At 58.4% G+C, this 12,973-nt stretch carries 13 protein-coding genes; 5 read left to right on the forward strand and 8 right to left on the reverse strand.

Annotation, left to right across the window (positions count from 1 at the left end; translation table 11 throughout):
* Positions 1-5: 5 nt before the first annotated feature.
* The 6 genes from AC1D2R_RS11450 to epmA form a co-directional block, all read right to left on the reverse strand.
* Positions 6-986: a DUF1839 family protein gene (locus tag AC1D2R_RS11450; RefSeq protein ID WP_477967575.1), complete on the reverse strand. Its 981-nt coding sequence runs from the start codon at positions 984-986 to the stop codon at positions 6-8.
* Entirely contained in the window at positions 977-1,885 is a 909-nt protein-coding gene (locus tag AC1D2R_RS11455) for an amino acid--[acyl-carrier-protein] ligase (RefSeq protein ID WP_477967401.1), read from the reverse strand. Before AC1D2R_RS11455 ends, AC1D2R_RS11450 begins: the two co-directional genes overlap by 10 nt.
* A 4-nt stretch (positions 1,886-1,889) precedes the next feature.
* A complete protein-coding gene (locus AC1D2R_RS11460) occupies positions 1,890-3,071 on the reverse strand; it encodes an acyl-CoA dehydrogenase family protein (protein ID WP_477967402.1) in 1,182 nt (393 codons plus the stop codon).
* Complete coding sequence (locus AC1D2R_RS11465) at positions 3,072-3,323, reverse strand: acyl carrier protein (RefSeq protein WP_477967403.1); 252 nt, start codon at positions 3,321-3,323, stop codon at positions 3,072-3,074.
* Positions 3,324-3,587: 264 nt separating this feature from the next.
* Positions 3,588-4,640, reverse strand: a complete 1,053-nt coding sequence (locus AC1D2R_RS11470; RefSeq protein ID WP_477967404.1) for a lysine-2,3-aminomutase-like protein — start codon at positions 4,638-4,640, stop codon at positions 3,588-3,590.
* Positions 4,637-5,701 (reverse strand): EF-P lysine aminoacylase EpmA, encoded by a 1,065-nt coding sequence (epmA, locus tag AC1D2R_RS11475; RefSeq protein WP_477967405.1) that lies wholly within the window; start codon positions 5,699-5,701, stop codon positions 4,637-4,639. The genes AC1D2R_RS11470 and epmA overlap by 4 nt, the downstream gene beginning before the upstream one ends.
* 151 nt (positions 5,702-5,852) lie before the next feature.
* Here epmA and efp point away from each other — a divergent pair, with 151 nt between their 5' ends.
* Positions 5,853-6,422: an elongation factor P gene (gene efp / locus AC1D2R_RS11480; protein ID WP_477967406.1), complete on the forward strand. Its 570-nt coding sequence runs from the start codon at positions 5,853-5,855 to the stop codon at positions 6,420-6,422.
* A gap of 171 nt (positions 6,423-6,593) precedes the next feature.
* Here the strand turns inward: efp and AC1D2R_RS11485 are convergent, their stop codons facing one another.
* Entirely contained in the window at positions 6,594-6,851 is a 258-nt protein-coding gene (locus tag AC1D2R_RS11485) for a YMGG-like glycine zipper-containing protein (protein ID WP_477967407.1), read from the reverse strand.
* Between the two features lie 28 nt (positions 6,852-6,879).
* Positions 6,880-7,035, reverse strand: a complete 156-nt coding sequence (locus AC1D2R_RS11490) for a DUF3309 family protein (RefSeq protein WP_080725438.1) — start codon at positions 7,033-7,035, stop codon at positions 6,880-6,882.
* A gap of 651 nt (positions 7,036-7,686) precedes the next feature.
* On the opposite strand from AC1D2R_RS11490, the gene AC1D2R_RS11495 reads away from it, so the two are divergent.
* From AC1D2R_RS11495 to AC1D2R_RS11510, 4 genes are all read left to right on the forward strand, one after another.
* Positions 7,687-10,752 (forward strand): helicase-related protein, encoded by a 3,066-nt coding sequence (locus AC1D2R_RS11495; RefSeq protein WP_477967408.1) that lies wholly within the window; start codon positions 7,687-7,689, stop codon positions 10,750-10,752.
* Positions 10,753-10,755: 3 nt separating this feature from the next.
* Positions 10,756-11,160, forward strand: a complete 405-nt coding sequence (locus AC1D2R_RS11500) for an RNA-binding S4 domain-containing protein (protein ID WP_477967409.1) — start codon at positions 10,756-10,758, stop codon at positions 11,158-11,160.
* Between the two features lie 192 nt (positions 11,161-11,352).
* Positions 11,353-11,691 (forward strand): ferredoxin FdxA, encoded by a 339-nt coding sequence (gene fdxA / locus AC1D2R_RS11505; protein WP_477967410.1) that lies wholly within the window; start codon positions 11,353-11,355, stop codon positions 11,689-11,691.
* Positions 11,692-12,090: 399 nt separating this feature from the next.
* Complete coding sequence (locus tag AC1D2R_RS11510; RefSeq protein WP_037059021.1) at positions 12,091-12,663, forward strand: CarD family transcriptional regulator; 573 nt, start codon at positions 12,091-12,093, stop codon at positions 12,661-12,663.
* Positions 12,664-12,973 lie beyond the last annotated feature (310 nt).

Raw genomic sequence — 12,973 nt, forward strand, 5'->3', positions numbered from 1 at the left:
CGGCTTCACAAACGCCCCGCGAGCGAAGCCATCATGGAATCCCACGCATCGGCAGCTGGATCAAGCGCCGTCTGCAGGGGATCGTACTTCTTGCGGGTTATGGCCCGGGCAAGCTGGAACTGGACGGACTTCGCCACCTCCGAAATGCGGTTTGCCTGTTCTGCAGCCGATGAGAATTCACCTGCCGACAGCCACGTCAAGTGATCGGCGGCAAGCTCGAAATTCGCGCCGAACTGGCGCAACGTGTTGAAGGCATACTTGTGAAAGAAGCCGAACGGCCGCTCGGCAACGGCTTTCACCTGAAGCGGGAACACGTTGGCGAAAGCACGGATCGGATTCTCGGCGGGGCGGCGGCGAAAATGCGCGTCGAGAAGGTGGCGCGATGTGGCGCGCACCTGCCCGGCGTCCCGTGCTGTCGCAGGGAACTTTGCAAATTCGGTGTAAGGCAGGAACGGCGGACCGTCTTCCCTCAGGTGAAGATGAAACAACCCCTCAAAGTCGTCGCCCTGAAGTTGGAAATAGCCGCCGTTGTGAAAATACTCGATCCGCTTCGCGGCAAGATCCAGACGATTGATCGCGACAGTGGTCTTGCCGTGCTCCGACCGGTAGGCCGTTCCCTGCGTATCGGGCATGTAGAATGAGTCCATCTCGAGGAGGCACAGGCGTCCGCGCCCTATCTGTGTCTGGACATGCCGCTCTGCGCGGTCGAAAATGGCCAGCTCCGCGACGCGAATATCATAAAGCGCCTCGAGATCCTCGAGCGGCACCTTGAAAAAGGTGAACTGATCGCCTTCGAAATCCTGGCTAAGCGTAAAGCCGAGCATGGCCTCCGGAGCAGCGCCCAGGACACTCAGAACCTCAACCCACAGATCGACGTAGCAATTCGTTTCCGGCCACATGCGCTCCTGTGAATGCAACGCATGTGGCGTGTACGCTTCGGGGCGTAGGTCCGGAAAAACGGACGCCATGGACACGGTCAACCCCACAGCGTCTGACGCACCCTGGCCGGCCACGCATGCACGTCGAGACCGTGGTGATGGAAGAGCGCCAGGGCAATGCGCTCAAGCCCGAAGCCGACGCAAGCCGTGTGCGCGACGCTGCCGTCCTCGAGATGCAGGCCCCACTTCGAACCGAATGCATCCTGATGATAATTGAAGCTCATGCAGGCGGTCGGGTTGGCAATAGAGGTGATCGGGATCAGCAGCTCGAACTTAAGGTTCTGATCCCGCTGGTTGTTGGCAAGCATCTTGCCGGCTCGACCGAAGAACGGATCGTTGGCAACGTCGATGGTGACGTCGAGACCGACGGCCTTCATCATGACGACGCCGCGATCCATCCAGCGCTGACGGAAGTCCGTGACATGCTGTTCCGTGCCCATGCAGATATACTCCCGCATGCGGAAAAGCTGCTGCCGCGCCGGATCCTGAGAGGGTTCATGACGGAAGCAATAGGACTGCAGGTCGAACAGACCTCCCTCTGCCGGAAGCTTGCCGCGTTTGGCGATGGTGGGGTAAAGCGGGTAGCAGGCGGCAGGCGTCAGAACGATGTCGGTCGCCTTCTGTTCCTGCGTCCAGTTGTCGCCGACTTCCATGCACTGCAGCAGGCTGACGTGATCGAGCTCGCTGCCGCAGAAGCTGTGCACCGTCCCGGCGAGCTGCGGGAAGCTCTTCATGTAGCCGCTCTTTTCGAAAAAGGCGCGGTTCATGCCAGGCGGAAAGCGCATCGCTTCGGCGCCGTCGGCACCGCCGAATCTGTCGATCAGGCGCTCGAAGGCGGCAATGACATCTTCGAACTGGCCGCTGCGTCCGTAAAGACCGTCGACACCGGTATCGATCAGAAGGCCCGATTCAAAGAGTCGGTCCAGAAACGTCACCTGCATATCCATGTCGTCACCCCAATAGGCTTGTGTCCTGCTTGTGGACAAGAAGCATGCTCGACGTGTTGCCGAGGATGCGGTCATTCGAGATCATGAGCTGTGCGGAATGGGCATCGCGCAGGTGGCGACCGACGCTGAAGGGCGTGCCGTTCTTGTAGCCCATGATGCCGCAGATCAGCATGACGTGATTGATGATTTCGAGGATCGTCTCGGACGAGGCGATCTTCACATTGTTCATGGCGACCGCAAAACCCATCGACATCAGCCTGTCGGCATCGGACTTGGCGTCGTCGTAGGCCTTCAGACCGGCAACGACATTGGAGCGAACCATTTGAAGAAGATTGGAGACCTCGGCCAGACGCAACGCACCTGGGGGCGGCGCACCCGGTGATTTGCGCGCAGCGGCTCGCACGAAAGCCTGTGCGCGGGCAACGGCGTCGACGGCAATGCCGTACCAGACGCCGCTCCACAACAGGTGCGACGATGCAAGCATCGACTGAGCGGCGATCTCGGCGAAAGGCTTTGGCAATATTTGTTCGGCAGGCGCCTCGCCCTTGAAGAGAAAACCATCGGAGCAGGTGCCACGCATGCCCAGCGTGTCCCACACATGCGTCCTTTCCAGCGTGTACTGATCGCTCAGGAAAACGGTGAGCACCTGATCGGAGGAGGCGGCATCCGCATGAGCTCGCGAGGTGATCATGATTGCGTCGGCATAGGAGCCGTACGAGATTACCGTGGCATCCTTCTCCAGGCGGCAGAACGCACCATCGACCTCAATCGCGCACATGCTGTTTCTAAGGTTGCCACCAATGCCGCCTTCGGTGGTAGCAGATGCGATGAGCAACTGCTCGGCCGCCACACGCCGCATGAACGCGCGATGCCAGTCGCTGGCGTCGCCATGTTCAACGAGGCTGCAGAGCTTGATATGGTGCATGGCGAAAACCATCGCGGCAGCGGAACAGGCCTGGCCCAGCACCGAGCACAATTCGGCAATCCGACCGATCGTCGCCCCTTCTCCGCCGAAATGACCCGCAATCTGAATACCGAACAAGCGCTCGGCCTTCATCGCTTCGACAGCCTCACGCGGGAATCTACCTTCAAAATCAACAGCATCCGCATGCTTTGCCGCGATCGCAGCGACACGCGCGATCCTGACGCTCAGATCTTCTTCCGTGATTTTGACCGCGAAATTCATCTAGGCGACCTTTCGGCTATCCCTGATAAGGTCGACGGTCTTGGCAATCGCCGAAATACTGGCGAAGGACTTGCGATTGAGGAGATTGTCCGGGAACTCGATATCGAAAGCTTCCTCGATGCCAAGCATCAGCTGCACCGAAGCGAAGGAGGTGAGGCCGACAGCATAGAGATCGGCATCATCGGCCACTTGATCAACCGAAACAGGCAGTTTTCCGAATTTCGCCAAGAGTTCGCGGATTGTCGTATTCATTCGTCTAACTCCAAGATGATCATATCCCGATGGGCGATCAACGCCTCTTAATAGGACCAGCTCTAGTCAGGAAAACCCAAGATTCCCCTAAATGACGTCGTTAAAACGTATTTACACTATTCCCTAAAACACAACCAAAAGGAGCAAAGAATGTAGCGTAAACATAACAAAAGCAACGCTTTATGCTACATTTCGGCGCAGACTTCAGTGTTATCAGCCTGCAAGAAAGCGTCTTTAAACAACACGCTTCTCAAGCACCTTGCCTTAGTCGCTTGGGGGATATCGGTGCTCTTCTCCTTGATAGTCGGAAACCGAGTAGCACCCCTTGTCCAATTCCCGTATCGCCTGCTCGCCGATCACCGCCTTGCCGTGGCCACCCGGTATGTCGAGGATGTAAGCTGGTTGACAAAGCCCTGAAATTCGACCCCTCAATGCCGCGACGATCTTCTGCCCCTCTTCGATCGTCAGCCTGAAATGGCCGGTACCGGGAGCGAGATCCGGATGGTGCAGATAGTAAGGCTTCACACGCGTCTCCACGAAAGCCTTCATCAAATCCGCTAGAACAGCGGGATCGTCGTTGACGCCCTTGAGCAGAACCGATTGGCTGACCATGACGATCCCTGCATCCACCAAACGGGCACAGGCGGCGCGCGCTTCTGCTGTCAGTTCGCGTGGGTGATTGGAATGCAGGGCCACGTAAACCGTCTTGCCGCTCGCCTTCAGCGCGTCGATTAACGACGCATCGACCTTCTGTGGATCGACGACGGGCACACGGGTGTGGAACCGCACGATCCTCACGTGGTCGATGGTCGCGAGTTCGGCTAGTATCTCCGCCAGACGGCGTGGCGACAGCACCAGCGGATCCCCTCCGGTCAGAATGACTTCCCAGATCTCGTCATGGTCCCGTATATAATTGAAAGCGGCTTTCATGGCGCCCGCGTCCAGCGTTCCAAGGCCCTGTGGTCCGACCATTTCGCGCCGGAAACAGAAGCGGCAATAGACGGGGCAGACGTGAACCGCCTTCAAGAGCACGCGATCGGGATAGCGGTGCACAATCCCTTCCACCGGACTATGCGCATGGTCGCCGATCGGATCGGCGCGCTCTTCCGGCGTAGCAACAAGTTCGGCCACATCAGGAACGAACTGGCGGGCGATAGGATCCGCGGGGTCGGCTCGATTGATGAGCTTCGAAACCGAAGGCGTAAGAGCAACGGCATAGCGCGCTGCAACCTCCTCCAGACTCGCGCGATTACTGTCGGTCAGCAGTCCGGCGTCTGTCAGGTCGGCCAGCGTCTTGATCGGCTTGACGATGTTCATCGTCCGTACTCCGCAACCGGCGTCCAGAGCACCTGATCGATCCGCGATGCGCCTGTCGAGAGCATCGCCAGACGGTCGAATCCTAAGGCGATGCCACTCGCCTCGGGCATGATCGAGAGCGCCTCGAGGAAGTCCTCGTCAATCGGATAGGTCTCGCCGTATACGCGCGCCTTTTCCGCCATTTCGAGCTCGAAGCGGCGCCGCTGCTCGATGGGATTGGTCAACTCGCCGAAGCCATTCGCCAATTCCACGCCACATGCATAGACCTCGAAACGCTCCGCCACGCGTGGATCATGCATTGAAGGCCTTGCCAGGGCAGCTTCCGATACCGGATATTCGTCCAGGATAGTGACACGTCCGAAGCCGAGATGCGGTTCCACCTTCTCGACGAGAACGCGACTGAAAAGATCGGCCCAGCCGTCGTCCTCCGATACGCGCATTCCCGCGCGCCTCACCTCCGCTGCCAGGTGCGCTCGATCCGTGGAACCGTCGGCGGACACGGACGCCAAGAGGTCGATGCCCGCATGACGCTTGAACGCCTCGGCCACGCCAATGCGCTCCGGACCGGCGAACGGGTCGCAAACTTTGCCTCGATAGCTGAAGGTGGCGGCCTTTGTCGTCTCCGCGGCGAGAGCCAGGATGCGCACGCAATCCATCATCAGACTCTCATAGCTTTCCGCCGCACGATACCATTCCAGCATGGTGAATTCCGGATGATGCAGCGGCCCGCGCTCGCGGTTACGAAAGACGTGCGAGAAACAGGCGATGCGCTGCTCGCCGGCGGCGAGCAGCTTCTTGCAGGCGAATTCCGGTGACGTATGCAGATAAAATGACGCCTTCTGGCCATCCGTGGTCAGCGCCTCAGTCGCGAAGGCGTGAAGATGCGTCTCATTGCCAGGCGAGATCTGCAGCGTTGCCGTATCCACCTCGATGAAATCCTCGCGCGCGAAGTAGCCGCGCAATGCCGCCTGGACGGCATTTCGTCCGATCAGGAATGGACGGCGGTCTGCATGGACGTTCGGCGTCCACCATGGAGACGCTTTGGTGATCGAGGGTTTCATTCAACGCTGTCCTCGCCGCATCGGCCAACGCGAGGGCTGGCTATTTGCCGGATTTTAGGTTAGTTGCGCCCCCAAAGAACAACTAATTGCGTCTCCGGGGCTATTTCGACAGTCCTCTACGACGCCAAAAGCCGAGTTACAAGGAAGTCTTATGGTCAAGGTCATCGCCTCTTCTGTCCGCAAGGGCAACGTCCTCGATGTGGACGGCAAGCTTTACGTCGTTCTGACGGCCAACAACTTTCACCCGGGCAAGGGTACACCGGTCACCCAGGTCGACATGCGCCGCATCGTCGATGGCGTCAAGGTCTCCGAGCGTTGGCGCACCACCGAGCAGGTCGAGCGCGCCTTCGTAGAAGACGTCAACCACCAGTTCCTCTATGAAGATGGCGAAGGCTTCCACTTTATGAACCCTGTCAACTACGATCAGGTCGTGGTCGACGTCGAGACAATGGGCGACCAGAAGGCCTATCTTCAGGAAGGCATGACCTGCGTTCTCTCGATGCACGAAGGGATCGCGCTGGCTCTCGAACTCCCGCGCCACGTGACGCTCGAGATTTCCGAGACCGAACCGGTCGTCAAGGGTCAGACGGCATCATCTTCCTACAAGCCTGCAATGCTGTCGAACGGCGTACGCACTCTGGTGCCGCCACACATCAACGCTGGCACGCGGGTCGTCATCGCCACCGAAGACAATTCCTACGTCGAGCGTGCGAAAGACTGATTTCGAGGAAATACCGTTACCTTAAGGCCGCGTCGTTCTCGATGCGGCCTTTTTGTTTGCAGGTACTTAGCAAGCGCACGATTCAAAAAAGGCGCCGGATAACCGACGCCTTTATTTAATTTACACATATGAAGGCACCGACGGCTATCACTGCCGACTGCCTGTATGGTCTCACGGGCAACGTGCTTCGTAGCGACGACCGTACCGGTCACGATACACGCAGTAACCCCGGCGTTCGACCGAGTGACCGATAAGAGCGCCAGCAAGACCACCGGCCACGGCGCCGATTGCCGCGCCGCCCCAGCTATGACTGACTGCCCCGCCGATGATAGCGCCGCTGCCTGCGCCAATCGCAGTACCCTGTTCCGTCGCCGTGCAGGATGCGAGCGCACCGACCAAGGCACCAATGAGAACAATTTTCTTCATCATGACAATTTCTCCCAGGTTTTTCGGGCGGTTAGATACGGCCCATCAGTACAAGAATAATAATAATGACGAGAACTAGCCCCAAACCACCGGAAGGTCCATAGCCCCACCCCCGACTATAACCCCAATTTGGTAGGGCCCCGAGCAAAAGCAGAATAAGGATAATAAGCAGTATCGTTCCAAGCATATCCGGTGACCTCAGCGCATTACGAGTTTGAATGAGGAAGAAACACGCAAATTAGATTTTTGTTCCGCCGACATATTCCGCTCGATTCATTGCGCCATTTTGCGGCCTACGGCCCGAATTCACAGGGCCGACTGGGAAACAGGGTTTGACGCCCTGCCGGGACATCCGCCCCCTATGGTTAAATAGTCAATCGTCTACAACATGTTGCCGTGAACAAACCCTGAAATCAAAGCAGTCGCCGATTCGTCTGCTGTTTGTTCCGCCTTTGATCGACACATTGGCGGAGCCGGTCGTCGGGTTCGTTCAAACACCGTACCCCAAAAACACAAACGGCCCGGCAGGTGCTCGCCAACAAGAATTGAGGCACGTCCGCACGCCAAGCGTGAATCTTCAGATTCAGCATCTAGTGCGAAAAAGTGATTCAAAATCAATAGTTAGCCGTGAACAAACACTGAATCAGCGGGAGTCAGCGATTCGTCTCTGATTCGTTCTCGCACTGTTCTGAATCGCCAAACAGGTAATATGCAAGCTATTCGCGCAGCAGAAATCCACATGTCAGCCCTTGCGTTTGGCCGAGCGGCTGTCCATGTGTGGGTCTGCTTCAGTGAGGAGCTGAGTTTATTCCGAGGTGGTCGCCTCATCTGCAGGACAATGACACTGACATCGCAGCCCATGATACTGAGCGGGCGCGGCGTGACCGCGGTGCTCGGTCCAACCAATACCGGCAAGACGCATTATGCCATCGAACGCATGGTCGCCCACGGCACCGGCGTAATCGGCCTGCCATTGCGTCTGCTCGCGCGCGAGGTCTACACACGTGTCGTCGAGAAGGTCGGCGTGCAGAACGTCGCTCTGGTCACGGGCGAGGAGAAGATATCGCCTCCCAATGCACGGTTTTCGGTCTGCACCGTTGAAGCAATGCCACGCGAGACGAAGGCCGCCTTCGTCGCCATCGACGAGGTCCAGCTGGCAGGCGATCTGGAGCGTGGCCACATCTTCACCGACCGCATCCTGCACCTGCGCGGTCGCGACGAAACCCTTTTGCTCGGCGCCGGCACGATGCGCCCGATCCTGCAGCAGCTCCTGCCGGGCGTGACCATCGTCGAACGGCCCCGCCTTTCCCACCTGTTTTACGCCGGCCAGAAAAAGATCACCCGGCTGCCCCAACGCACCGCAATCGTTGCGTTCTCGGCTGACGAGGTCTACGCAATTGCCGAGCTGATCCGCCGGCAGCGCGGCGGCGCGGCAGTTGTACTGGGGGCGCTGAGCCCCCGTACGCGCAACGCGCAGGTCGCGCTTTACCAGGCAGGCGACGTCGAGTATCTTGTGGCAACCGATGCCATCGGCATGGGCCTCAATCTCGATGTCGATCATGTCGCCTTTGCGCAGGATCGGAAGTTCGACGGCTATCAATTTCGCAATCTCAATCCCGCCGAGCTGGGCCAGATCGCCGGCCGCGCCGGCCGTCATCTCCGCGATGGCACCTTCGGCGTCACCGGCCAGGTGGAACCCTTCGACGAAGAGCTCGTCCAGCGCATCGAGGGCCACCAGTTCGACAACGTCAAGGTGCTGCAGTGGCGGACCACGGACCTCGATTTCAAGTCCATCCAGACTTTGCGGGCGAGTCTTGAGACCAGTCCGCGCGTTTCCGGACTGACGCGCGCTTTGCCGGCTGTTGACCAGCAGGCGCTTGAACAGCTGTCGCGCTATCCGGAGATCATTGATCTTGCCAACACGCCGGCGCGGGTCGAAAAGCTGTGGGAAGCATGCGCGCTGCCGGACTATCGACGTATTACACCGGCACAACATGCGGATCTTATCTCCACCCTCTTTTCCGATCTCGTGCGCTATGGCACGGTGAATGAGAACTTTCTTGCAGAACAGGTGCACCGCGCCGATCGAACGGACGGTGAGATTGACACGCTTTCGGCGCGAATCGCGCAGATAAGGACGTGGACCTATGTATCGAATCGGCCCAATTGGCTTGCCGATCCGACACACTGGCAGGAAAAGACGCGGGAAATCGAAGATCGATTGTCCGATGCGTTACATGAAAGGTTGACGAAACGCTTTGTTGATCGCAGGACATCTGTGCTCATGAAGCGCCTGAGAGAGAATGCGATGCTGGAAGCTGAAATCAGTGTAAATGGCGATGTCTTCGTTGAAGGACATCATGTAGGGCAGTTATCCGGATTCCGGTTCACGCCTGTATCGGGAGCGGACGGGCCGGACGCCAAGGCGGTTCAAACTGCTTCGCAAAAGGCGCTTGCTCTTGAATTCGAGGCGCGCGCAGCGCGTATTCACGCAGCCGGCAATGCCGATCTGGCAATCAGCGCGGATGGTTTGATCCGTTGGCTGGGCGATCCGGTTGCGCGCCTGACGGGTAGTGATCACATCATGCGCCCGCGCGTCATCCTTCTTGCGGACGAGCAGCTGACGGGCAATGCGCGCGACCATGTTTCGGCGCGCGTTGAGCGGTTTGTGAACCACCACATCAGCACGGTCCTGAAGCCGCTTGACGACCTGTCGCGCGCCGAAGACCTGCAGGGCCTTGCAAAGGGTCTCGCGTTCCAGCTGGTAGAGAACCTTGGCGTGCTCTTCCGTCGCGACGTGACGGAGGAGGTCAAGTCGCTCGATCAGGATGCCCGTGCATCGATGCGCCGCTACGGCGTTCGCTTCGGCGCCTATCACATCTTCGTTCCGGCTCTCCTGAAGCCAGCGCCGGCTGAGCTCATCACGCTGCTCTGGGCTTTGAAAAACGACGGTCTCGAAAAGACCGGCTATGGAGATCTCATCCCAGTGTTGGCGGCCGGTCGGACCTCCGTCGTCACCGATCCTGGCTTCGAACGGATGTTCTACAAGCTTGCAGGTTTCCGGTTTCTCGGTAAACGGGCTGTTCGCATCGACATTCTGGAGCGTCTCGCCGACATCATCCGGCCGCTCCTGCAGTGGAAGCCTGGTCAGCCGAATCGTCCGGAAGGCGCCTATGACGGCCGCCGTTTCACGACGACGACTGCCATGCTTTCCATTCTCGGCGCCACGCTCGAGGACATGGAAGAAATCCTCAAGGGCCTCGGCTATCGCGCCGATGCCGTGAAGGCGGAGGAGGCAACAGCGCACCTCTCCACGCAGGACGCGTCCGCTGCCCCGGCAGTTGCCGAGACAATCGCCGACGAAAGCGCCGAGAAGGCCGATCACGACGATGCCGACAGCGCATCGGAAGAGACAACTGCCGAAGCGCCAGCAGCGGCGTCCGAAAATGTTGCCGCAGAAGCAGTCGCCGTTGAAGGTGCGGAGGCTGAAGAGCCGAAGCCGGTTCTGCTCTGGCGTCTTGGTGGCCGCACCGACAACCAGCGCCAGCCTCGTCATGGTGATCGCCGTGGCGGCCAGGCCCAGGGACAGGAGCGTCAGGGCCAGGACCGTGGCCAGGGACATCGTCGCCAGGGCGGCGGCGAGGGAGCGGAAAACCGCGATGGCAACCGCCAGCATCGCGGCAAGGACGGCGGAAAGCCCAATCAGGGACGCGGCGACCGCAACGAACAGCGCGGCGACCGTCAGGATCGCGGTGATCGCAAGGACCGTAACGACCGCAACAACAATCGTGGCGGCTCGCAGCCGCTGCGCTTCGAGGCAAAGCCCCCGCGCAAGGAAAAGCCGATCGATCCGGATTCTCCGTTCGCCAAGCTCGCTGCCTTGAAGGAGCAGATGAAGAAGTAATCGATGGGCGGGGAGATACAGCCATCAAGCGGTTCGCGCCAGCGCATCGACAAATGGCTGTTCTTCACGCGCATGGTCAAGTCGCGCTCGCTGGCACAAAGCCACATTCAGTCCGGTTATGTGCGGATCAACGGCGAGCGCGTTGCGCAGCCAAGCCAGATGGTCAAACCCGGCGACAAGGTCGAGCTTTCGCTTGACCGGCGCGACGTCGTTCTGATCGTTAAGTCAGCTGGGGAGCGACGCGGGCCCTTCGAGGAGGCGCGACTCCTCTATGAAGACCTGACACCGCCACCGGATGAGACAAAACGCCTCACCGCGTTTGACCAGGCTACCCGCTCGGCGGGCGCGGGCCGACCGACGAAAAAGGAACGGCGCGCAATCGACAGACTGATGTCGGAGGAAGATTAGAAAACTCTCTCCAAACCAAGTGTTTTTGCGATCGGTTTATTCTTGAAATCAGCCACCAAAGCCGATACTTCACACACAACTTGCCGGATTGCGTGACGGCCTCCCAGCCTGTCAACGCGACCCTTCGGCTAGGGAAAGGCGCGACGTTCCAGGTTGCCCGGCCCCGCCTGCGTGAAATACCTGGAGTTCTTCATGACCTACGTCGTGACCGACAACTGCATTCGCTGCAAATATACCGACTGCGTGGAAGTATGCCCTGTGGACTGCTTCTATGAAGGCGAGAATTTCCTCGTCATTCATCCCGATGAATGCATAGATTGCGGCGTTTGCGAGCCGGAATGTCCGGCGGAGGCAATTAAGCCGGATACAGAGCCGGGCTTGGACAAGTGGCTGAAGATAAACGCTGAGTATGCAAGCGTCTGGCCGAACATTACCGTCAAGAAGGAAGCGCTGACCGAGGCCAAGGAAATGGACGGCGAGACCGGAAAGTTCGAAAAGTACTTTTCTGAAAAGCCGGGCGCTGGCGATTGATCGCAACGGTGAAGCCGAGACCCTGACACCGGGTTCACGGCTTGACAACACGGCCATGAATCTGCTCCGGGCAAATGGGTGACCTGTGTTGCCCGCATGACTCATGCGCAGTAAATTATTGATTTCCTCATATTTTTGTGGTAGATTTTCTAACACTGATCCATTTGCGGCATGTCGCATGCCCCAAAACCACCACGAAAGCAAACAAATCCACACGCGGTTTCCGTGACATATCAACGCCTTGAGCTGTCAGGTCCCAAGATCGCGTGACTGAGTCTGTTTGCTTCTGCCCGGTGGGACCAGAAGTAAAGTCACCCGACGGATCCGACCGTCTCATCCGGGCCTGACTGACCCGGCTCCGGCTTCTGCCGGAAGCGTAACAGGGAGTTTTTGATAAGAATGACGACCCAGCAGAAAAAGCCTTCCGCAGCACGCCATGGTTTCAAAACCGGTGAATCGATCGTCTACCCCGCTCATGGCGTCGGTACCATCAGCGCCATTGAAGAGCAAGAAGTCGCCGGCATGAAGCTCGAACTTTTCGTTATCGATTTCGAGAAGGACAAGATGCGGCTGAAGGTGCCGGTTGCGAAGGCCATGAGCATTGGCATGCGCAAGCTTTCTGAAACCGACTTCGTAGAGCGTGCATTGAAGGTCGTGCAGGGCAAGGCGCGCGTCAAGCGCACCATGTGGTCCCGCCGTGCGCAGGAATACGATGCCAAAATCAATTCCGGCGACCTGATTTCCATCGCGGAAGTCGTGCGCGATCTCTATCGTGCCGAAAACCAGCCGGAACAGTCCTATTCCGAGCGCCAGCTTTATGAAGCTGCGCTTGATCGCATGGCACGAGAAATCGCTGCTGTGAACAAGATGTCGGAAACCGAAGCCGTGCGCCTTGTCGAGACGAACCTGAACAAGGGTCCGAAGCGTGGCAAGGCAATTGAAGAAGACGAAACTCAGGATGAAGCTGCCTGATTGACGCTTCCTTCTCATGCAAAAAACCCGGCCTTCGAGCCGGGTTTTTTATTGGAACTTTTTCCGAGTTCGCACGTTTCTTACTTGTCAGTGCGGACTTCTTCGGGAAAGCGATCCCGCGGACGTTCGCTTTCAAGTCAATATTCGATGAGGAGCGGATCATGCCTTGCACATCTTGCCTGTTTGGCAAAGTGACGAAACCGATCCGGCCTGCCTATATGACGAACTCTTAGCTTTAAACTAGGGCCTCATCCGGAAACGTCCAGAGTTCGAGGCCTTCATATCATCAAGCCATGCATTTGATCCGGAC

Source organism: Rhizobium sp. P1_C7 (genome assembly GCF_056406295.1).